22 protein-coding genes and 2 other annotated features are annotated in these 21,158 nt (G+C 39.7%); of the genes, 4 read left to right on the forward strand and 18 right to left on the reverse strand.

Annotated features, from left to right (window positions below; genetic code table 11):
- Positions 1-18: 18 nt before the first annotated feature.
- The gene (gene pheS, locus L8T27_RS14585) at positions 19-1,059 is read right to left on the reverse strand and encodes a phenylalanine--tRNA ligase subunit alpha (protein WP_233317512.1); all 1,041 of its coding nucleotides are present in this window, start codon (positions 1,057-1,059) and stop codon (positions 19-21) included.
- Positions 1,060-1,146: 87 nt separating this feature from the next.
- Positions 1,147-1,394 (reverse strand) — a binding site (T-box leader).
- Between the two features lie 72 nt (positions 1,395-1,466).
- Positions 1,467-2,213 carry a TrmH family RNA methyltransferase gene (locus L8T27_RS14590; protein ID WP_233317510.1) on the reverse strand — a complete coding sequence of 249 codons (747 nt, stop codon included), beginning with the start codon at positions 2,211-2,213 and terminating at the stop codon, positions 1,467-1,469.
- Positions 2,214-2,347: 134 nt separating this feature from the next.
- On the opposite strand from L8T27_RS14590, the gene sspI reads away from it, so the two are divergent.
- Entirely contained in the window at positions 2,348-2,554 is a 207-nt protein-coding gene (gene sspI / locus L8T27_RS14595) for a small acid-soluble spore protein SspI (protein ID WP_233317507.1), read from the forward strand.
- Positions 2,555-2,797: 243 nt separating this feature from the next.
- Entirely contained in the window at positions 2,798-3,922 is a 1,125-nt protein-coding gene (locus L8T27_RS14600; RefSeq protein WP_237941788.1) for an AI-2E family transporter, read from the forward strand.
- Between the two features lie 44 nt (positions 3,923-3,966).
- On the opposite strand, the gene L8T27_RS14605 is transcribed toward L8T27_RS14600, so the two are convergent.
- A complete protein-coding gene (locus L8T27_RS14605; RefSeq protein ID WP_237941789.1) occupies positions 3,967-4,551 on the reverse strand; it encodes a TetR/AcrR family transcriptional regulator in 585 nt (194 codons plus the stop codon).
- 84 nt (positions 4,552-4,635) lie between these two features.
- On the opposite strand from L8T27_RS14605, the gene L8T27_RS14610 reads away from it, so the two are divergent.
- On the forward strand, positions 4,636-5,175 hold the full coding sequence (locus L8T27_RS14610; RefSeq protein ID WP_237941790.1) for a hypothetical protein: 540 nt from the start codon (positions 4,636-4,638) through the stop codon (positions 5,173-5,175).
- 31 nt (positions 5,176-5,206) lie between these two features.
- Here the strand turns inward: L8T27_RS14610 and L8T27_RS14615 are convergent, their stop codons facing one another.
- Positions 5,207-6,265, reverse strand: coding sequence for a M42 family metallopeptidase (locus tag L8T27_RS14615; RefSeq protein ID WP_233317564.1), 1,059 nt, complete (start codon positions 6,263-6,265; stop codon positions 5,207-5,209).
- A 264-nt stretch (positions 6,266-6,529) separates the two neighbouring features.
- Between L8T27_RS14615 and L8T27_RS14620 the strand changes: the two genes are divergently transcribed.
- Positions 6,530-6,883 (forward strand): sigma-w pathway protein ysdB, encoded by a 354-nt coding sequence (locus tag L8T27_RS14620; protein WP_233317492.1) that lies wholly within the window; start codon positions 6,530-6,532, stop codon positions 6,881-6,883.
- Positions 6,884-6,899: 16 nt separating this feature from the next.
- Here L8T27_RS14620 and L8T27_RS14625 read toward each other — a convergent pair whose 3' ends face one another.
- The 14 genes from L8T27_RS14625 to polA all read right to left on the reverse strand — a co-directional run bounded on the left by L8T27_RS14625 (position 6,900) and on the right by polA (position 20,809).
- Positions 6,900-7,499, reverse strand: a complete 600-nt coding sequence (locus L8T27_RS14625) for a TVP38/TMEM64 family protein (protein WP_233317490.1) — start codon at positions 7,497-7,499, stop codon at positions 6,900-6,902.
- A gap of 63 nt (positions 7,500-7,562) precedes the next feature.
- Positions 7,563-7,838 carry a DUF1294 domain-containing protein gene (locus L8T27_RS14630; protein ID WP_233317488.1) on the reverse strand — a complete coding sequence of 92 codons (276 nt, stop codon included), beginning with the start codon at positions 7,836-7,838 and terminating at the stop codon, positions 7,563-7,565.
- A gap of 78 nt (positions 7,839-7,916) precedes the next feature.
- Complete coding sequence (gene rplT / locus L8T27_RS14635; protein ID WP_127737091.1) at positions 7,917-8,273, reverse strand: 50S ribosomal protein L20; 357 nt, start codon at positions 8,271-8,273, stop codon at positions 7,917-7,919.
- 26 nt (positions 8,274-8,299) lie between these two features.
- Positions 8,300-8,500, reverse strand: a complete 201-nt coding sequence (gene rpmI / locus L8T27_RS14640) for a 50S ribosomal protein L35 (RefSeq protein ID WP_101175729.1) — start codon at positions 8,498-8,500, stop codon at positions 8,300-8,302.
- A 17-nt stretch (positions 8,501-8,517) separates the two neighbouring features.
- Positions 8,518-9,021, reverse strand: a complete 504-nt coding sequence (infC, locus tag L8T27_RS14645) for a translation initiation factor IF-3 (RefSeq protein WP_233317485.1) — start codon at positions 9,019-9,021, stop codon at positions 8,518-8,520.
- Positions 9,022-9,172: 151 nt separating this feature from the next.
- Positions 9,173-9,311, reverse strand: a sequence feature (ribosomal protein L20 leader region).
- A gap of 170 nt (positions 9,312-9,481) precedes the next feature.
- The gene (gene thrS / locus L8T27_RS14650; protein ID WP_237941791.1) at positions 9,482-11,413 is read right to left on the reverse strand and encodes a threonine--tRNA ligase; all 1,932 of its coding nucleotides are present in this window, start codon (positions 11,411-11,413) and stop codon (positions 9,482-9,484) included.
- A 412-nt stretch (positions 11,414-11,825) separates the two neighbouring features.
- Positions 11,826-12,680 (reverse strand): putative sporulation protein YtxC, encoded by an 855-nt coding sequence (gene ytxC / locus L8T27_RS14655; RefSeq protein ID WP_237941792.1) that lies wholly within the window; start codon positions 12,678-12,680, stop codon positions 11,826-11,828.
- Positions 12,681-12,811: 131 nt separating this feature from the next.
- Positions 12,812-13,741 carry a primosomal protein DnaI gene (gene dnaI, locus L8T27_RS14660; protein ID WP_233317480.1) on the reverse strand — a complete coding sequence of 310 codons (930 nt, stop codon included), beginning with the start codon at positions 13,739-13,741 and terminating at the stop codon, positions 12,812-12,814.
- Between the two features lie 13 nt (positions 13,742-13,754).
- Positions 13,755-15,167 carry a replication initiation and membrane attachment family protein gene (locus tag L8T27_RS14665; protein ID WP_233317477.1) on the reverse strand — a complete coding sequence of 471 codons (1,413 nt, stop codon included), beginning with the start codon at positions 15,165-15,167 and terminating at the stop codon, positions 13,755-13,757.
- A 156-nt stretch (positions 15,168-15,323) separates the two neighbouring features.
- On the reverse strand, positions 15,324-15,779 hold the full coding sequence (nrdR, locus tag L8T27_RS14670) for a transcriptional regulator NrdR (RefSeq protein ID WP_233317475.1): 456 nt from the start codon (positions 15,777-15,779) through the stop codon (positions 15,324-15,326).
- 211 nt (positions 15,780-15,990) lie between these two features.
- Positions 15,991-16,590: a dephospho-CoA kinase gene (gene coaE / locus L8T27_RS14675; RefSeq protein WP_233317465.1), complete on the reverse strand. Its 600-nt coding sequence runs from the start codon at positions 16,588-16,590 to the stop codon at positions 15,991-15,993.
- 34 nt (positions 16,591-16,624) lie between these two features.
- The gene (gene ytaF, locus L8T27_RS14680; RefSeq protein WP_233317463.1) at positions 16,625-17,260 is read right to left on the reverse strand and encodes a sporulation membrane protein YtaF; all 636 of its coding nucleotides are present in this window, start codon (positions 17,258-17,260) and stop codon (positions 16,625-16,627) included.
- 79 nt (positions 17,261-17,339) lie between these two features.
- Positions 17,340-18,164: a DNA-formamidopyrimidine glycosylase gene (mutM, locus tag L8T27_RS14685; protein ID WP_233317461.1), complete on the reverse strand. Its 825-nt coding sequence runs from the start codon at positions 18,162-18,164 to the stop codon at positions 17,340-17,342.
- 20 nt (positions 18,165-18,184) lie between these two features.
- Positions 18,185-20,809 (reverse strand): DNA polymerase I, encoded by a 2,625-nt coding sequence (gene polA / locus L8T27_RS14690; protein WP_233317458.1) that lies wholly within the window; start codon positions 20,807-20,809, stop codon positions 18,185-18,187.
- Positions 20,810-21,158: the final 349 nt, after the last annotated feature.

The raw sequence follows: 21,158 nt of genomic DNA on the forward strand, positions 1-21,158 counted from the left end.
TTGCTATTCTCCTCCAACTCAATATTCTGGCACTGTAAACTGTTTTAAGAAACGGATATCATTTGTATAGAAATGGCGGATATCGTCAATTCCGTACTTCAGCATCGCAATACGTTCTGCACCAATTCCAAAGGCAAAACCAGAATATTTCTTCGAATCAAATCCTGCCATTTCCAGCACATTTGGATGAACCATACCTGCTCCAAGCACTTCAATCCAGCCTGTGCCTTTACATACACTGCAGCCTTTTCCTTTACAGATACTGCAAGAAATATCAACTTCTACAGAAGGCTCTGTGAATGGGAAGAAACTTGGACGAAGACGGATTTCTCTGTCATTGCCAAACATTTTCTTCGCGAACACTTCAAGTGTACCTTTAAGATCGCTCATGCGGATATTTTCATCAATGACAAGCCCTTCAATTTGCATGAATTGGTGGGAATGCGTAGCATCATCATTGTCACGGCGATACACTTTACCAGGACAGATAATTTTAACAGGACCTACGCCCTTATGCTTCTCCATCGTACGAGCTTGCACTGGTGAAGTATGTGTTCTAAGAAGCAGTTCCTCTGTAATGTAGAAAGAATCCTGCATGTCTCTTGCTGGGTGGTTTTTCGGCAAGTTCAAAGCCTCGAAATTATAATAGTCGACTTCCACTTCTGGACCTTCCTCGACTGTATAGCCCATTCCGATAAACAGATCCTCCACTTCCTCAATCACTCTCGTCAAGGAATGATGATTTCCAACCGCAACTGGGCGGCCTGGCAAAGTAACGTCAATTGTTTCTGCTGCAATTTTCTTTTGCACTTCTGCTTCTTCCAGCGTCTTTTGTTTTTCTTCAATATGGCTTGTAATTTCATCGCGGATGACATTAACTAAAGCTCCCATTTTCGGGCGTTCCTCTGCCGATAATTTGCCCATTCCCTTCAACACTTCTGTAATTGGGCCTTTTTTGCCTAAGTATGCAACTCTTATGTCATTTAACTCTTTTACGTTTTCACTGGCTGCTATTGCTGTTAAAGCTTCTGCTTGCAGTTCCTTCAATTTCGCTTCCAATCTCGTTTCCTCCTTTTAATTTTGCATGAATCGTACAAGCTTTCGTAAAACTACTGCTGCTTGAAACATAAAAAAACCCCATCCCAACAAAGGGACGAGGTTTATATATTCGCGGTACCACCCTAATTAACCTGAATTAAGCATTCAAGTTCACTTCATTTGGATAACGGCATAAATGCCGGAACATCTTTACAATTTCATTAATGAAACTGGTCCCGATGCCAACTCAGGAGGTGAACTTCATTTAAGCTGCCAGATAAAAATGCTTTCAGTCAAGGCATTTTCTCCCTAAATCAGCAGGGCTGTAAATTACTTTTCTCCATCAACGTTTATTCATCATGCAATTTGCCATTATTATAGTATATTTTCATGTTCATTTCAAATCCATTTTGCTGTAAGCTTGCAGATTAGGCGAAATGATAGATTAAAATGCCTGCAGCAACTGCTACATTTAAGGATTCACTTTTCCCGTGTATCGGAATATACAGATTTTTATCCGTTGCAGCAAGCACTTCTTTGCTTACTCCGTTTCCTTCATTGCCGACAATTAAACAATAGGAGGATTCAGGTGTTACTTCTCGATAATTGACGCCGTTTTCCAAGCTTGTACCATAAACAGGTATTTCTTTTTCCTTTAATTCTGCAATAAATTGCGGCAAGTTCTGCTTAATAATAGGCAGATGAAAATGACTGCCTTGCGCTGAGCGAACAACTTTCGGATTATATATGTCAACAGTGCCGTCGCCGACTATTACGGCATCAATTCCGGCAGCATCGGCTGTGCGGATGATTGTTCCAAGGTTACCTGGATCCTGAATCTCATCAAGAGCAATAAAGGATTTTCCTGTGGAAAGCACTTGTTCATCAGCATACTGGGTGCATAAAGCCACAATTCCTTGCGGGGTCTCAGTATCTGTTAATTGCAGAATAATTTCCTTCGTTACAATGGTTACAGGAACATCACCGTAATCCCATTTTGGCATTTCTATTTCCTCAGAAATAATCAAGTGCTTAATTGCATTTGCTTTTAGCGCTTCCTCTACTAAATGAAAGCCTTCTACAAGAAAGGTGCCTGTTTTGTCCCTTTCTTTTTTTGTCAGGCATTTTTTCCACTCTTTTATTTGAGGGTTTTTGGCAGATAATATATGTTTCAAATTGTACGTCTCCTCACTTAAGCTAACCATTCTTTCATTTTTTATTATTATAGCGTAAAGAATATACATAATAAACGTTAAATGAGTAATGATATAGTATGGGTTTGTCATATTAGGAAAAAGGAGTGTTATACATGAATTTAAATTTACGTAATGCGATTATCCATAATGTCTCTGGCAATACACAAGACGAGCTGAAGGCGACGATTGTAGATGCTATCCAAAATGGCGAAGAGAAAATGCTTCCTGGTCTCGGGGTCTTATTCGAAGTAATCTGGAAAAATTCTTCTGAGGATGAAAAGACAGAGATGCTGCAATCTTTAGAATCAGGATTGAAATAAAGAAAAATGGGGGGATGCTAATTCCTCCTTTTTTTTGCCCAAAAATTTTTATTAATAGTGAAACTTCTTTTATCGTCAATCGTATATCCATAAAGCATAACTGCAATGTTATAAACTTTGTATAGCAGGGTATAATTCAGATAGATTTATATGCTATACTACGTGTACTATACGTTTCTATTGGTTTTTTGTGCACATATACATAAAGTAATGTAACTAATAAAGAAAAAAGGTGAAGTTATCTTGACGAAGAAGAAGTTTCATTATTGGCTTTTGCAAGTATTATTAATTGTCGCAATCATTTATGTTTGCACAAAAATATCTTTTTTATTTCAGCCTGTAGCTGTACTGTTTTCTACTTTGTTTTTTCCTATTATTATCACAGGATTTTTGTACTTCCTGTTGAATCCGATTGTCAACTTCTTGCAAAAATATAAGGTACCGAAAACATTAGCTATTATTATTATTTATGTAGTAGTAATAGGTTTAATTATTTTAGCAATCGGCAGCGTTATTCCGATGATCAGCAAGCAGATTACAGAACTATTTAGCAATATACCGAACTATGCAGATCAAGCCATTAGGTTCTTCAATGACTTGAATGATACGAAACAGTATAAATGGCTGCTTAACCAGGAATATGTGACAATGAGCGACATCACAGCCAAGCTCAATGATTTTGCTCAGACAATTCCAAGCAGCATTACAAACAGCATAAGCACCATCATCAGCACAATGACAAATATTACAGTAACGATTGTCACCGTCCCATTTTTGCTGTTTTACAGCTTCAAGGACGGGAACAAATTCCCAGCAGCATTATCAAGGTTTTTCCCTGCTTCTTACCGCAAGGAAGCTACAAAAATACTAAAGGATACTGGTGAAACTTTAGCTGCTTATATTCAAGGACAAGTTATGGTTGCCCTTTTCGTTGGTACACTTGCCTTAATCGGTTACTGGATTATCGGTCTGGATTATGCTTTAGTCATGGCCTTGATTGTTGCTGTAACTAACATTATTCCATATGTCGGACCACTTATCGGCGGAGCGCCTGCTGTTATTATCGCATTGTTCACTTCACCGACTCAGGCTCTGCTCGTTATTATTGTCATCACCATTGCTCAGCAAATTGAAGGAAATATCTTGTCACCGCTTATTTTAGGCAAAAGGCTCGATACGCATCCTGCCACTATTATTGTCCTGCTTCTCGTCGCAGGAAACTTAGCAGGTATACTTGGAATGATTCTAGCGGTCCCAACATATGCTGTTGCAAAAACAATTGTTTTAAATATCAACCGATTCTTGAAAGCGCGAAAAGCGGCAATCTTAAACAATACCCCGCCGCCTCCGCCTATTGATTTACAATAGCAAAAAAAGTTTGCCCAAAATAGGGCAAACTTTTTTTATGTTTATCATTTGCATAATGTCTCGATATGGAGACGAACAGTTTGTTTCACTTCTTCACTCGTAATCACACCGAGTAAGCAATGGAAAGCAAGACCATCAATTAAGGCAAATAGACGCCTTCCTTCCGCTTCTGCAGAAAGCTCCTGCTTCGTGCTGCCGCTTACGATAAGACCTTCTACACATCTTCTTATTCCATGCTGCATTTCTTTTAACACTTCATTACGCTGCTCCACAAGCAATGGATCAGAAATCGACTTTTTCGTAAACTCAAAATAAACCTCCATTTCTTCTTGTTTCTCTTGATTTAACGGAAGCAGCTCGTACAAAATGGTGCAAACATCCTCGACTGGTTCCCCTGTCAGCGAAACGGCTGAGATTCTCTCCTTCACCCTTTCAGATGCTAAATTCATCGAGAATTGAAGCAATTCTGTTTGCGTTTTAAAGTAATAGCGGAGTGCGCCGACTGACAGGCCTGCTTCTTCTGCAATATTTCTGACAGAAGCTTTGTCCATGCCAACCTTTCTGATAACACTCCATGTTGCTTTTGCGATTTTTTCTTTTTGTAAAGTATGATTAACAATTTTAGGCATACCAATAGTATAACTCTATTGCTTTTTTAATACAACTGTGCTAATTTGTATTTAATACAGTTGTATTAAAAAAGGAGTGTTTCCATGATTGGCATCCTGATTATCATTTGCGAAATTTCTTTTTGGTTATTTGTATTGCTAGGATTGTTTAGCCGTTATGTTCTTGGAAAAAACAAGGTAGGTGCAGCATTGCTGCTTGCAACACCAATTATTGATTTACTGTTAGTTATCTTTACTATTGCAGATATAAACAAAGGCAGCGAAATAACGGTTTTCCATGGGCTGGCAGCCGTTTATCTTGGCGTCACCATCGCCTTCGGACACAGTATGATCAAGTGGATGGATGCCCATTTCAGCTACCGGTTTGCTGCAGGAGAAAAGCCTGTAAAAAAATATGGACGGGCGCATGCTAAACAAGAAATTACTGGCTGGCTCCGCCACCTTGTGGCTTTTGCAATTGGTGCTGCATTGCTTTATATGATGACAATATTTATTCCAAAAGAAGATGCAAATACCTTGCTTCGTCTTATCCAAATCTGGTCTGTCGTCCTTGGGATTGATTTCCTCATTAGTTTCAGCTATTGCCTTTGGCCAAAGAAGCAGCGTACGGATGTGTCGAAATAAAAAGAGACCATTTCTGGTCTCTTAAAAACGGTTATTTAAATGTCAATTCCTTCACAGTATCACTGTCCAGCTTTTTAATTACCTCGATTATCAGCTTAACGGCATTTTCATAATCATCACGATGAAGCATTGCTGCATGTGAATGAATATAGCGTGTCGCAATTGTAATAGACAATGCCGGTACTCCATTATGTGTAAGATGGATAGCACCAGAATCTGTTCCGCCGCCAGGCACACTGTCGAATTGATATGGAATATTATTAGCATCTGCTGTATCTGTTACTAAATCTCTTAAGCCTTTATGAGAAACCATGCTTGCATCATAAAGAATAATTTGCGGACCTTTGCCCATTTTGCTCAGCGCTTCTTTTTCTGTTACTCCCGGTGTATCTCCCGCAATACCCACATCTACACCAAAGGCAATATCAGGCTGGATTTTTTGCGCTGCTGTTCTCGCACCGCGCAGACCAACTTCCTCCTGCACTGTTCCAACACCATATACAGTATTAGGATGTTCCGTATTTTTTAAGCCTTTTAAGACATCGATGGCAATCGCACAGCCAATGCGGTTATCCCAAGCTTTAGCAAGCAGCATCTTTTCATTGTTCATTACCGTGAATTCAAAATACGGTACGACCATATCGCCAGGTTTTACTCCCCATTCAAGCACTTCTTCTTTAGAAGCAGCACCGATATCAATAAACATATCTTTAATTTCAACAGGCTTTTTCCGTGCTTCTGGAGAGAGGATATGTGGCGGCTTTGAACCGATTACGCCAGTGATATCACCTTTGCTTGTCACGATTGTTACTCGCTGTGCAAGCATTACTTGTGACCACCAGCCTCCTACTGTCTGAAAGTATAAAAAGCCTTTATCATCAATTCTTGTAATCATGAAGCCAACTTCATCCAAGTGGCCAGCTACCATGATTTTCGGTCCGCCTTCTTTGCCTGTTTTTTTAGCAATAAGACTTCCTAAATTATCAGTAGTCACTTCATCTGCATATTCTGTTATGTATTTTTTCATTACTTCCCGTGGTTCTCTTTCATTTCCCGGTATACCTTTAGCGTCTGTCAGCTCTTTAAGCATCGTCAATGTTTCATCTAGCTTCACGTTACTTCGACTCCCTTATATTAATCATTCAAATCATTCTTATTATACTAATAAATTAAAATTCTTCCTAGCAATTTGTTGGCCTTCCTATAGGGTTCTCTAATAGTATGTTGGAAATCCACTATTTTAAAAGCATAATCTGCACTTTTTTATATTTTTTTTCTTAAAATTGAAACCTTATATGTTTTCACACGTATAGAATTAGCTAAAGTTTTATCAAAAGATTTGGAGGCTTTTTATATGATGTGGCTATTGCGCTTGCTGTTATTGGCACTTATCATCTTTATCGTTTATCGCATCCTTTCATATGCTGCAAGTCCTGTACGCAGGCTTGAATTTGCCAAGAGAAGAAACAAGTTTTATATGATTGATGACAAAAAAAATATTAGAATGAACTTGGTTTTCACCTACAACGGCTTTTTATTCGAAGGGGAAAAATATGTAAATCCAAATGATCAGAAAACGGTGAGCAGTATTCTATTATGGCCTGCTGAACCATATGACACTAAACTGCTTGACGGAGATGTACACTTTCTCGAAGAAACACTGAAAGCTGTTTACCCAAATGCAAAGATAAGTTGGAAAAAGTCCTAAAATAAAAAACAAAAAGCTAAAACGAGTGTTTAGCTTTTTTTTCTTGTTTCTTATCTTTAAAAAATTCATGCCATTTTATAATAGTCATTTTCTCTCTCAATACATACACTAATACAGCTAAAGCAAACAGAATGACAATAATCATCGTCGGTGAAAACTGACTGATGAACTGGCCGAAAATCGTATAGAAAAATGCCAGCGGTATATTAGTCATTAACGAAAATTTCATATAATCCTTGAAATTCTTCGTACGTTCAAGCAAACAAAAATTCAATAAATGATAATGGATAAAAGGAATCAGCCTTAATACGGCCACCTGCCCAGTCGTTAGATTGCGATATTCTCCAAACCACTTTTTCTTCAAACCGCTAAGTCGTTGACGTGTTTTAGGCATTCTGTTGATAACAAGAAAGAAAAACAGGCAATTCACTGTCAGTCCTATGACCGAATAAATCGTACCGAATGTTACGCCAAAAAGCACTCCTCCAGCAATACATACAAGCATTGGCGGAATAAATAACACTTGCCTTAACGTATGGAAGAGAATAAACGCAATAGGTGCAAGCACCCCGCCTAATTCTACCATGACAAATAGCATTGATAATTGGTCTTCCATTCTATCACCTTCAATTGTAAGAGAATCATGCTGTTAGTAAAGTGTATAGCCAAACCTTCAAATTTATGCTAATTCCTTTAATATAAAAATAAAAGCTATTGTTTCGACAACAGCTAGCAGCGGCAATCCTACTTTAAAAGCAGCATGCTTTGTTTTATGGCGAAATTGCTTCATTCCCGCAGTCATTCCTAATGCACCGAAAAAAACGGCTATTGTCCACAAGTTTTGTTCACTTATACGATAAGCATGTCTTCTTGCTCTGTCTTTATCTATTTTCATCACAAGATACCCAGAAAGATTAATAAGAAGCCAATACAGACAAACGATTTTAATAGTCATTGCCCCTCTCCCTTTCCTTAAATCTATATAAATAAAAAGAAGGCATGAACCATGCCTTCTTTGTTAAGCTTAAAAAGCTTATTTAATGTTTTGTTTAGCAACAGTTGCTAATTCAGCAAATGCTTTTTCATCGCTTACAGCAAGCTCAGCAAGCATTTTGCGGTTTACTTCGATACCAGCAACTTTCAATCCGTGCATTAAACGGCTGTAAGAAAGACCGTTGATGCGTGCTGCTGCGTTGATACGAGTAATCCAAAGTTTGCGGAAGTCGCGTTTTTTCTGACGACGATCGCGGTATGCATACATTAGGGATTTCATAACCTGTTGGTTAGCAACTTTGTATAATGTATGTTTTGAACCGAAATAACCTTTAGCTAATTTAAGAACTTTTTTACGACGTTTGCGTGTAACTGTACCGCCTTTAACACGTGGCATATTATTTCCCTCCTATTTAGAAAAAATTACTTAATGTTGTCTAATAAATGACGAATGCGTTTGTAATCTCCTGAAGATACTAAAGAACCTTTACGAAGCTTACGTTTTTGTTTTGTAGATTTGTTAGCGAATAAATGGCTAGTGTAAGCATGTGAACGTTTTAATTTACCAGAGCCGGTTTTTTTGAAACGTTTTGCTGCTCCACGGTGAGTTTTCATTTTTGGCATTTCGTATTCCTCCTCGTTTACTTGTCGTTTTTAGGCGCTAAAGTCATGAACATGCTTCGGCCGTCCATTTTAGGATGTGATTCCACAGTGGCAACTTCTGTACAAGCTTCCGCAAAGCGAACTAGTACACGTTGACCGATTTCCTTATGTGTAATGGCACGTCCTTTAAAACGGATGGATGCCTTTACTTTATCGCCCTTTTCCAGGAACTTTATTGCATTGCGAAGCTTTGTATTAAAGTCATGCTCATCAATAGTCGGACTAAGGCGAACCTCTTTGATATTAATGATTTTTTGATTTTTACGTGCTTCTTTTTCCTTCTTTTGCTGTTCAAACTTATATTTCCCGTAGTCCATGATACGAGCTACTGGTGGTTTGGCATTTGGAGCAACAAGAACTACATCAAGATTCACACGTGTTGCAATTTCAAGAGCTTCAAATTTCGTTTTAATGCCAAGCTGTTCACCGTTTTGGTCAATAAGACGAACTTCTCGAGCACGAATACCTTCATTTAAAATCATATCTTTGCTAATAGTTAAACACCTCCAAGGTTAATTGACGAATACAACGTTCGGGTCAAGACCTTATCAAGAAAAGCTTCGCGTCCTTTTCTGTGCTAAGTACCAATTGACACTTGACTCCCCAGTTGAAATCGCAAATTTGGATTTGCATCCAAAATAAAAAGTGTGGGCGACTCAAATCACCCACACTTACGATAACCATAGTAAGACCTAAATTGTTTACGTAATACCTGTTAACTACTTGGAATCCGTGTCAATCAGGTGAGAAGCGGGTGCTTCTTCTTTTCCTCAGAACTTTATATTCAATTTACCTTAGTAACTATATCACAGTCGAAATGGATAAGTCAACGAAAGAATTATCACAACGAAAAAAATTTTATCAAAGTTCTTGCGTTATTGCAATACTTTTTGCATAATTTCCTGTTTTTTCGGTACATCACCGTTTTTTGGAAAGTACTTTTTATCTTTTTACTTCGTCCAAAAGAGCTTGCAGGAAGGAATCGAAAGGAATAGTTTCAGACTTCTGCTCTCCGTATTTACGAACATTGACTGCATTTTCTTCCACTTCCTTGTCACCTACAACAAGCATATAAGGGATTTTTTGCATTTGTGCTTCCCTGATTTTGTAACCAATTTTTTCATCACGCTCATCAAGCTCCACACGGAACCCTTGATTTTGAAGCTGCTCTTGCACTTGCTTCGCATAATCAAAATGAACAGAAGGAGATACTGGAATCACTTGAACTTGTACAGGAGCAAGCCATGTTGGGAATGCACCTTTGTATTCTTCAATCAAGAATGCGATGAATCTCTCCATTGTCGATACAACACCTCTGTGGATAACAACAGGACGGTGTTGTTTGCCGTCTTCGCCGACATATGTTAAATCAAAACGCTCTGGCAATAAGAAGTCAAGCTGAACAGTAGACAAAGTCTCGTCTTTGCCAAGAGCAGTCTTAACCTGAACGTCAAGCTTCGGTCCATAGAATGCTGCTTCTCCTTCAGCTTCGTAGTAATCCAAGCCAAGATCATCCATCGCTTCTTTCAACATGCTTTGTGCTTTGTTCCACATTTCATCATCGTCGAAATATTTCTCTGTATCCTGCGGATCACGATAAGACAAACGGAAAGAATAATCTGTCAGATTGAAGTCTTTGTAAACATCCAGCACAAGGTTTACAACGCGTTTGAATTCATCCTTAATTTGATCAGGACGGACAAAGATATGAGCATCATTCAAAGTCATCCCGCGGACACGCTGAAGTCCAGATAGGGCTCCAGACATTTCGTAGCGGTGCATTGTTCCAAGCTCGGCAATACGAATAGGAAGCTCTCTGTAGCTGTGAATATCATTTTTGTACACAACCATATGATGCGGGCAGTTCATCGGACGAAGAACTAGCTGCTCATTATCCATATCCATTACAGGGAACATATCCTCTTGGTAATGATCCCAGTGGCCGGAAGTCTTATAAAGATCAACACTACCCATGATTGGTGTATAGACATGCTGATAGCCTAATCTTTCTTCTTTATCGACAATGTATCTTTCCAAAATTCGTCTGATTGTTGCACCTTTAGGAAGCCATAACGGCAGGCCTTGTCCAACTTTTTGAGAAGTCATGAACAGATCAAGCTCTTTTCCGATTTTACGGTGATCTCTTTCCTTCGCTTCTTCCAATAGACGAAGATGCTCATTAAGATCTGCTTTCTTGAAGAAGGCAGTTCCATAAATACGCTGAAGCATTTTATTGTCACTATTGCCTCTCCAGTAAGCTCCTGCAATGTTCAATAGTTTGAATTCTTTCAGTTTACCTGTAGAAGGCACATGCACACCGCGGCAAAGGTCAATAAATTCACCTTGCTCATACAATGTAACTGTCTCATTTGCCGGAATTGCTTCAATCAGCTCCAGCTTGTACTCATCATCCATTTCTGTAAAGAGCTTAACTGCATCATCGCGGCTTACTTCTTTACGAACGATCTCCAAGTTCTCATTAATGATTTTAGACATTTCCTTTTCAATTAAAGGCAAATCTTCTGGTGTAAGTGATTTGTCCAAGTCGATATCATAATAAAAACCACCTTCAATAACAGGACCTACTCCAAGCTTTACATTACCATGCAGCCTTTTAATAGCTTGTGCCATCAAGTGGGCAGTACTGTGGCGAAGAATCTCCAATGCCTCTTCTCTCTCAGGTGTAATGATTTCAAAAGAAGCATCCTCAAGGATTGGTCTTCTTAAGTCATATAATCCACCGTTAACTTTACCGGCAAGAGCTTTTTTCTTTAGTCCAGGGCTGATGGATGCTGCGATATCTTCAGTAGTTGTGCCTGCAGCAAACTCCTTTACTGCTCCATCTGGAAATGTAATTTTTATCATTTCTGACATGATATTTCCTCCTTCGTTATACTTGTTTATCTTTTCATGTTAAAGGACCAGAACGCAAAAAAACCCGTCCCTATAGAAAGGGACGAGTTATGTTTATATAATTCGTGGTTCCACCCTAATTCCCGCTCATCCCACTATGGGCATAAACGGCTTTAGTTAAGCAGATAACGGCTGCGGTCCGCCAAACCAATAATAAGGGGGTTTCCCTGTTCCTGGCTGAAGTTTAAAGGTGGTAAGCAATTCTCATCGTGTTAGGAAGCTCCCAGCTAATGCTTCCCTCTCTTAAAACCGTACAAGAAAACTATTGTCCTTATCATAACATGTATTCGATATAGTTATTTTATGTACGTTATTATATGCTTTATGTTTTATAATTGCAAGTAGCCGCGATTCATTTTTTTCTCAATAGTTATTAGAATGTGTGCGGTGTTCCTTGAAAAAATTCCTCCTTGTCCAGAACGCTGACTCTCTCTTCAAAGATGTTCATGATAGTGCGAACGATTGGCTGCTCGCGGTCTTCTGTGTACAGGTGAATCGTTTTTGGCGCAAGGGATAGAAGCGGACCGATTGAAAATGGATCAATATAGACAGATTGATAGGCAAACATCTTGCTGTCGAGTATTTTCATTAAATCCTGCTGAGAGAGTTCCCGATATTCTGAATCATAAAATTGAATTTCTAAGTCGACAAGCACATGAATCGTCTGGACCTTAGGTTTACGTTCTGCAAGAAAGTCCCTTAACGTCTGAATGAACACTTGATACTCCTGTTCCATCTTATATTCATCAATGGCGATTTCCACATAGCCATGCAGCTTTTGGGTATAGTCCTGCAGCCGGAATGTCACAAAGCTATCGAAAGAAAAAGAAAGATTTTCTTTCAGCAGGTCACCAATGGCATGATCGAGACACTCGTGTAAATGAAGCTTGCCAAGCAGGCTTGCTAAATCCTTTCTTTCTTTTTCAAGCAGACTGTGGAGAATCTCAAGAATATGGCGCTGCTCCGCTTCATCTGTATAATAGTATTGCTCTGTCAATACTTGCCTTGCCCACTCCTCTGATTTGTAGTGAAGAATAAACTCCCCTAAAACCATTTTAAGTGTTTCGATAAACAAATTATTTTGCTCAGCACTCCAGCTGAACTTCAAGCGAAATTCCTGTTCTTCTTGAATGGAACTGATGCCCCAATTCGGATATTTATGTTTAAGATTGATCAGCCTAAGCAATTTTTCTCCATCGCCTTTTTTTTGAAAAATGACTTCAATCAATCGTAACCCCCCTTTGTGAAAAAAATCCTTGTTAGAATGTATATGGGGAAACACAAAAAAATAGAAGTGGTGACGATAATCTTCACAAGAAAAAGGCAGGCTCAAATGTTTTAAGCCTGCCTTCATAAAGGTTATTTACGCTTATTTTCGCCTCTCAGATGAACTGGTTCTGCCAAGTATCTGATTCTTTCCATTACCCGCATCGCCTTCATTTTCTCCTCTTCACCGCGCTGTGAATAAGTGAGATGGTATTCTAAACCTGCAAAATCAAAGTTCGAGCTGAATAATGTCGGCAGATTTTCTAGCATTCTAAACTGCAAAATTGGTCCTAAAACTTCATCCCGTATCCAGCTTGACATCGTCTCTGCCCCAATATCATCAAGCATCAGGACTGGTTCTCTTTTAATGCTCTCAATTTTGTCATTTAATGAGTTATCAGCAATAGAACTCTTCATTTCCCTGAATAGTTCCGGCACATACACAATCATGGAAGAAACCTGCATTTGCGAAAGCTCATTAGCAATTGCGCCAAGCATATAGGATTTTCCTACACCAAACTCACCAAAGAAATACAGACCTTTCTGCCGAATTCCAGGTTCGTATTGTTTTACGAAATTAATTGCTGCCCTAACCGCCTGGGCACGCTCTTGGCCTATGTCCAGATTGTTGAATGATGCCTTGAGAATATCCTTAGGCACATGCAAGCTCCGAATAAGCTTTTCCTTTTTCTTTTGGCTGTCTTCCATTATCTTGCGCGGGCAGACATCATATTGAATGTCAATAGCTCCTCTGTTAATTACCAGCTTCGGATGATATCCCTGCATCATGTTAATGCACTCACCTAAACTAGGACAGCTTCGGCACTCTTTGCTTTGGTTTGCATACTCATACAGCTTCATCATGCCTGTTTCCAGCATACGCGGGGTGATAGAATCCTCCTGCTCTTCTAGGAATGATTTAACATCAGGGTGATTCAGCACCTGCTCCTTCATAGCCTTATACCTCTCTTGAAAGCCGCCGTTTGCTCCAAGCTTACGAAGAGTATCATTAATGCTTTCCATATTCGTTCACCACCTATTTCCTTAAGTTTTTTATTTCCTCTTCTAATTCTTTTAGTACGTCGTTATCTACATTCTCCGTATTTGCTTTTTCCGGGGCATCCACTTTTGCATCAGCGGTTTTGTCCACTCCAAACCATTCCGGAATTTTCTCTTTCCGAATGACTTTCCTCGCTGCTTTATTATTGCTGGTTGTATTTTTTCCATTTGCCCAATCTGAATACTGCTGATGCTCTCGTTTAGCGAGCTCCATCGCAGCCTTAACAGTTTGGATTTTCTTTCTCACCCATTGGCCAGCGATTTTTTCTACGTAGCCCTTCGTCAGCTTCATATCTGTTTTCAGCATGACATAATGTATCAAAACGTTAATGACACCAGGAGGGAGCTTTTGGGAAAACATAATTTCTTCAATAATTTGAAGGTCTGCTTTTGAGGGTTCCGCTCCGCCTCCAATATCTTTCAAGAACTGCCTTGGTGAAGTATTATCGAGATAATAAAGGAATTCTTCTTCTTTTGATTTTGGGGCTTCTGTCTGTGTCTGCCACTGAACTGGCTGCGTTCTGTCCACTAACAGCGGATATTTTCCGCCATGCTGAAATTGATACCAGTCTCTTGCGGCTATTCTCAGCTCTTCTATATCAATTTCATCGTTTGGATTAATGGCACTCATCACGATATTCTTCATTTCAATCGGATTAATTCCATACAAAAAGGATAATGTTTGAATGGCTTCCTTTACCTTAGTTGTTATCGCCTTTTTGGAAAGGAAGGATTCATTCAATCCTGCAAGAAGAAGATCAAAATCAAAATCGTTGTTCTCGATTTTAATGCTTTTCTGCTCTCTTTTGCCGATAAGGATGGTTTCCTCATCTAACATCTCGCCGCCTTCCCATTCATATGTCGATCGAACGACACTGGAATGATCAGACATGAATACATCCTGAAACGCCTTCGTGACCGGCTTGTACTCTTTCTCATCAAGCTTGCGTTCTTCTGCAAAGAAGTTCTTCAGCCTGTTATATTGGGCTTTCCCTATTTTTCGAAAAAGATAAACATTTAGTATGCCATCAAGAAAAAACTGTTCAGGTGTTAATGGCGGCTGTAACTCATAAATGAAGGAGCGATTTTCTCCTTCCTTTTTCATATATGTCTTAAGAAGTCCGATTCCTTCCAGCTTTGATCTTGCAGCATATATTTCCTTCAAGCCGCAATCCATAAAGTTCATGAGGCTGTGATGGGAATGATCAGTTGACCATAGACGGTTTTCCTCTACCTCTCCCCATAAGGTCATATACAGGCCAAGACAGGATGTCCCGATAAGCGGCTGATACAAAAAGGTGATTACCTTCCGGTCATACTCACTTAATAGTCCGTTTGTCGATACTTGATATCTGTCGATTGGAAGCAAGTCCTGCCAATGCTGTGACATAACCGTCACTCCTTTGCTATTATTGCTTAAAAAGGCTGTAAAGACTTAGCAGGTTAGAGCCTAAAACAAAGTCAAAAAAGAGCCAAAGAATCCTTCAGCTCCTTTTTCATTTTCAAGTGACCGCTCGAAGTGTCACCTGTGCAGCACCGGTTTGCCTTAATTCTTTTTTATCAGCTCTTTCAGTTCCTCTATAAAAACATTTATATCTTTAAATTGACGGTAAACAGATGCAAAGCGGACATATGCCACTTCATCGACTTCCGCCAAACGATCCATGACCATTTCACCGATGTCTTCACTATTAATCTCCGAAACGGCGTTGCTTCTAAGTTCCTTTTCAATTTCTGCCGTAATGTCTTCTAGCTGCTTTAAAGCAACAGGCCTTTTTTCGCATGCCCTAATGAGACCACGCAGAATCTTGTCACGGCTGAACTCTTCTCGAGTTCCTTCTTTTTTCACAACGATCAACGGTATTTCTTCTACTTTTTCGAAAGTAGTAAAGCGGTAACCGCACTCTTCGCATTCTCTTCTTCTGCGGATTGAGCGGCTGTCATCAACAGGTCGTGAATCAAGAACACGGTTATTATTATGTTGACATGAAGGACATCTCATCTATATCAGCTCCGAATTCATTGTTCGCAATGTATTGATTCCCATTAATATTATCTTATAAAAAAGTGCCAGTTTGTACAAGTGATAGAATGAATTAATTATTTCCTGCTTAAAACTTTATGTCCATTTTTTATGGAAACAATGGAAAATGCAGCATATTTCTTCATGAAAAACTGCCCCATTAAAGCTATGGGGCATCGTAACACATTTTTTAAAGGACCTTCCAGTCATGCAAAATCTGAAGAGCTTGAGCTTGGGAATCTTCAACAGTTCCATTATTGTCGATTATTCTATCTGCCAGCACTCGCTTCTCTTCTAAAGGCATTTGCGCTGCAACTCTTAATTGTGCCTGTTCAAGGCTTAGAGCGTTTCTGTCCATCAGCCGCTGTATTTGAGTATCTTTTTCCACATAGACAAGGACTGTTTTCTCAACTGTGGCATCCAGCTTATTTTCAAACAGTAAAGGTATATCAAGAATTACTGCCGGGCTGCCTGCTTTAACGGCCTCCTCTTGCTTGGCGTTCATTCGGTTTCTTACCTCTGGATGTACAATTCCATTAAGCACAGCCCGCTGTTTTTCATCGCTGAAGACGATTTCGCCGAGCCTAGCCCGATTTAGACTGCCGTCTTCGAGCAAAATTCCAGAGCCAAAATGGGCAACGATTTCACGGTATGCCGGCTCCCCCTTTTCTACAGCTAAACGGGCTTCAACATCAGCATCAATAACGACTAAGCCCAGAGAGCTGAAATAGTTGGATATGGTGCTTTTACCGCTGGCGATGCCGCCTGTCAAGCCTATAATTAAAGTCATTTGTTCTCCTGCCTTTTATTCAATGGTTTCTTTTTTACAGCTTAAAAATACCAATAATAATTAAAATAATTCCTGGGATAAAGGAGAATTTCTCCATATAGCTTTTTTTAGACAGCATTCGTCCGCCAAACATTCCTAACGAAACAAAGGATGTACTCATAATGATGACAGCAAGTGTCAAAAAGAATGGAGAGAATCCTAGCATGGATGCTCCTATTCCTGCCCCAAATGCATCTAATGACAGCGCAAACCCAAGGACTATTGCCTCAACTCCTGTTATAGTTCCAGAGTTGTCAAAATCAGCTGACATCGGTTTTCTTAAAATGTTAATCACAATTCCCAATGACTTAATTTCAAAATTCACCAAGTTTTTTTCTGTGGTAATAATTTCTCTTTCTTTATCCGGCCGAAAAAACTGATATAAGATCCAGATTCCTAAAATAATAAGAATTCCGCCGCCGATTTGTTCGGCAAAATCAGAAGAGAACACTTGTGCAATAACATGGCCTAACAGCATCGAAAGCAGCAGTGTGAATCCAGAACAGCAGGCAATGATGAAAATGGATTTAAAAGGAATCTTCATCTTTCGTAAACCATAAGTGAACCCGACACTGAAATTATCAATACTGACAGCAAGCGCTAATAGGATAAGAGAAAGTACTTGTGACATTTTAAAAAAGCTCCTTCCTAACGGATAGTAATATACTATATGGAAGGAGCCCATCCAATGTTAATGCTAATACTGGCTGCTATTTTTGACAATGCGGACAAAAAACAGTCCCTCTGCCTCCAACAATGATTCTTTCTAATTCGGAGCCGCATTTTTTGCACGCTTCCCCTTTTCTGCCGTAAACAAAAAGTTCGAGCTGGAACATTCCGATTTGCCCTTGTGTATTAACATAAGAGCGTATCGTGCTTCCGCCTTTTTCCACCGCTTCTGACAATGTCGCTATAATTTCTCTGTACAGAGTCTCTGCTTCTAGATCATTGATCGTGCTCGCAATTCGTTCTGGATGAATGCCGCTGCGGAACAATGCCTCATCTACATAAATATTTCCGAGTCCAACGACAATCTTTTGATCAAGCAAGGCTGTTTTGATGCTTCTTGTCGTGCGTCCAAGCCTTTCCTTGAAGTTCCCGATTGTAAATTCAGAGTCAAAAGGCTCCGGACCAAGCTGGGAAAGGGGAAGGGTATGGTGCTCCTCCCCTTTTTTAAATAGATGCATCGTTCCGAATTTGCGGACATCCTTATATCGCAACTGTGAGTCGTCTTCAAAATAAAAAATTACATGTGTATGCTTGTCAACAGGATCGTCCTTTTGGAACAACCCGTACCGTCCTTCCATCCGCAAATGAGAGACAATTGTAAAATCAGTTGTTTCAATGAGAAGGAACTTGCCTCTCCGTTTAATATCTTCAATCCTTTGTCCAACAAGAGCATCGGAAAACTCCTCGACATTTTCCGGTCTTTTTATCATCTTCGCCCACGATACAGCAACCTCTTTGATTACCTTATGCTGTGTGAGCTCCTTTAACGTCCGTCTGACTGTTTCTACTTCTGGTAATTCAGGCAACTTCATTTACCTCTTTTCTATTACTTAGCATCAAACCATGTGTCACCATACGAATAGTCCACCTTCAACGGAACACTAAGTTCCACTGCGTTTTCCATCACGTCTGGCACAATTTCTTTCAGCTTTTCGATTTCATTCTTTGGTGCTTCAAAGATCAATTCATCATGCACCTGCAGCAGCAGTTTTGCTTGCAAGCCTTCTGATTCCAAACGCTTCGCCATTTCAATCATCGCTTTTTTAATAATATCTGCCGCACTGCCCTGTATTGGCGTATTCATCGCAGTTCTTTCTGCAAAGCTGCGCAAATTGAAGTTTCGGCTTGTAATATCAGGCAAGTATCTTCTTCTATGAAGCAATGTGGACACATAGCCTTGCTGCTTTGCGTCTGCCACAATCTCCTCCATATAGTTCTTAACGCCAGGATAGCTCTCCAAATATCTTTCAATAAACTTCCCAGCTTCCTTTCTCGTGATACTCAAGCTCTGTGATAAGCCGTAATCACTGATACCATAAACAATGCCAAAGTTAACTGCTTTAGCGTGTCTTCTCATATTAGAGGTTACTTCATCTGCTTCCACATGGAAAACAGACATTGCTGTTTCTGTATGGATATCATGATCCTCCCTAAAGGCCTCAATCAGCTTCTCATCATTGGCAATATGAGCAAGCACCCGAAGCTCAATTTGGCTATAGTCAGCAGCAAATATAATCCAATCCTTCTCAGAAGGAACGAATGCTTGCCTAATTTTTCTGCCTTCCTCAAGTCTGATTGGAATGTTTTGCAGATTTGGATCAATGGAGCTCAATCGGCCTGTTTGTGTCAACACCTGATTAAAGCGAGTGTGAATTTTGCCGTTGTGAACCACTTTTTGCAATCCTTCAATATATGTGGACTGAAGCTTTCCAAGCTGTCTGTATTCAAGAATTTCCTTAATCACATCATGGGAGCTCGCCAGCTGTTCTAAGACATCTGCTGAAGTGGAATAACCTGTCTTTGTCTTTTTAACGACAGGAAGACCAAGCTTTTCAAACAGGATAACCCCCAGCTGCTTAGGAGAATTGATGTTGAACGTTTCGCCAGCCAATTCATAAATACGCTCTTCAATACTTTTAAGCCTGTCATTGATTTCTGCACCCATCTTTTGAAGTCTTTCTACATCAACCTCTACTCCTGTTGATTCCATATCTGCTAGTACAAGACTAAGTGGCATTTCCAGCTCATAGAATAGTTCCTCTTGACCATTCTTCTTAAGCTCTTCTTCCATTTTGTCCTGAATGGCAGAAAGGGCAAATGTTTTGCGGACAAGATGGTCTGAAAGCATGTCTTCCTCTGGCACCTTTCGTTTAGCTCCTTTACCATAAAACGCTTCATCCGATTGAATATTCGTGAAGCCGTACTTTTTAGAAACAGACGCAACATCCTCGATGGATGCAGATGGATCTGCAAGATACGCCGCAATTAAACAGTCGAATGTGATGCCTTTCAAATGAATGCCCTTATGTCGGAGAGCTACCTCTGATCTTTTCGCGTCATACACTGTCTTCTGCTTTGACTCATCCTCTGCCCATTCCTTAAAGGCTGCTGATTCTAGGGCTGATTCAATCGGCAAATAAAATGCCCCTTTTTCATTCACTAACGAGATTCCGATAATTGGCGCATAATGATAGTTATCTTCTAACACTTCCACATACAGGACGTTCTCGTCGGCAAAAATATCTGCCGTAATCTCCTTCACATGTTCAAATTCAATTTGTTCCAGCTCTGCAGCTTCTTCCACAGGTGCATCTCCAAGCTTGTCCAAAAGAGAATTAAAGCCGAGCTCCTTGAAAAATGGGCGGAGCTTCTCTTCGTTCATGCCCGGAAATTCCAGTTCCCCTAATCCTACAGTTAACGGAGCCTCTCTTGTAATCGTGGCCAGCTCCTTGCTCATTAACGCTTGGTCTTTGAATTCCTCGAGTTTTTCTTTCAGCTTTTTACCACTGACTTGATCGATGGACTGCAGAAGATTTTCAAGTGTTTCAAATTCCTTCAACAGCTTAATCGCCGTCTTTTCTCCGACTCCTGGCACCCCAGGAATATTATCAGAACTATCACCCATTAATCCCTTCATGTCAATAATCCGGTCTGGAGTCAAGCCGTATTTTTCTTGAATATGATCAGGCGTATATGATTCAATATCTGTAATCCCTTTTCTCGTAATGTAAACAGTCGTTTTATCTGAGCTCAGTTGAGTCAAGTCTTTGTCACCTGATATAACAACAACCTCATATCCATCCTGTTCGCCTTGCAAGGAAAGTGTACCGATAATATCATCTGCTTCATAATTCTCCAGCTCATAGTGGCGGATGCCATATGACTGTAAGAGCTCCCTTATATATGGAAACTGCTCCGATAATTCAGGCGGAGTCTTTTGACGACCTCCCTTATATTCACTGAAGGTTTTATGCCGGAATGTTGTTTTGCCAGCATCAAAAGCAACGAGCATATGTGTCGGCTTTTCATCCTCCAATATTTTCATCAGCATCATTGTAAAACCGTAAACTGCATTTGTATGTACACCTTTGTCGTTGTTCAGCAGAGGCAAGGCAAAAAACGCCCTGTATGCAATGCTGTTCCCGTCAATCAGAATCAGTTTTTTCTTCAAATTCAGTTCCTCCATTCCTTATGTTCCTCTATATCAGCCGCCTTTGCTTTAACAGCAAAATAAGTAATATTATTATGGTCTAATCTCTTTTATTTTACCATGAGTAGATAAAGATTGTAAGGAATAGCCCTTGTTCATAGCCTGCTCATGCCAATCCCTTTTATAAGACAGAAAAGCATTTACTACCGTTAAAAAATAGAAAAAGTGCAGAAAACAATTCTGCACTAAAAAGATTATGTATAGATGCACCTAATTAATTGATTTTCAACGATAGGATCTCTTTTAAGTAGATTAACTCTTGTAAATGTAAGAAGCCGAAAGCGGGGTGGCTTTCGGCTTCAGCTCTTAA

This window comes from Niallia sp. Man26, from assembly GCF_022049065.2.
Lineage (GTDB): Bacteria > Bacillota > Bacilli > Bacillales > Cytobacillaceae > Niallia.

Coding starts and splice junctions, on each gene's coding strand:
- dnaI (WP_233317480.1), bottom strand. CDS start 13,741: ATGGAAAGCATTAATGATACTCTTCGTAAGCTTGGAGCAAACGGCGGC.
- L8T27_RS14620 (WP_233317492.1), top strand. CDS start 6,530: ATGATGTGGCTATTGCGCTTGCTGTTATTGGCACTTATCATCTTTATC.
- L8T27_RS14605 (WP_237941789.1), bottom strand. CDS start 4,551: ATGCCTAAAATTGTTAATCATACTTTACAAAAAGAAAAAATCGCAAAA.
- rplT (WP_127737091.1), bottom strand. CDS start 8,273: ATGCCACGTGTTAAAGGCGGTACAGTTACACGCAAACGTCGTAAAAAA.
- L8T27_RS14625 (WP_233317490.1), bottom strand. CDS start 7,499: ATGGAAGACCAATTATCAATGCTATTTGTCATGGTAGAATTAGGCGGG.
- infC (WP_233317485.1), bottom strand. CDS start 9,021: ATGATTTTAAATGAAGGTATTCGTGCTCGAGAAGTTCGTCTTATTGAC.
- L8T27_RS14665 (WP_233317477.1), bottom strand. CDS start 15,167: ATGTCACAGCATTGGCAGGACTTGCTTCCAATCGACAGATATCAAGTA.
- nrdR (WP_233317475.1), bottom strand. CDS start 15,779: ATGAGATGTCCTTCATGTCAACATAATAATAACCGTGTTCTTGATTCA.
- L8T27_RS14610 (WP_237941790.1), top strand. CDS start 4,636: ATGATTGGCATCCTGATTATCATTTGCGAAATTTCTTTTTGGTTATTT.
- ytaF (WP_233317463.1), bottom strand. CDS start 17,260: ATGTCACAAGTACTTTCTCTTATCCTATTAGCGCTTGCTGTCAGTATT.
- L8T27_RS14615 (WP_233317564.1), bottom strand. CDS start 6,265: ATGCTTAAAGAGCTGACAGACGCTAAAGGTATACCGGGAAATGAAAGA.
- thrS (WP_237941791.1), bottom strand. CDS start 11,413: ATGTCAGAAATGATAAAAATTACATTTCCAGATGGAGCAGTAAAGGAG.
- rpmI (WP_101175729.1), bottom strand. CDS start 8,500: ATGCCAAAAATGAAAACTCACCGTGGAGCAGCAAAACGTTTCAAAAAA.
- coaE (WP_233317465.1), bottom strand. CDS start 16,590: ATGACTTTAATTATAGGCTTGACAGGCGGCATCGCCAGCGGTAAAAGC.
- sspI (WP_233317507.1), top strand. CDS start 2,348: ATGAATTTAAATTTACGTAATGCGATTATCCATAATGTCTCTGGCAAT.
- L8T27_RS14630 (WP_233317488.1), bottom strand. CDS start 7,838: ATGACTATTAAAATCGTTTGTCTGTATTGGCTTCTTATTAATCTTTCT.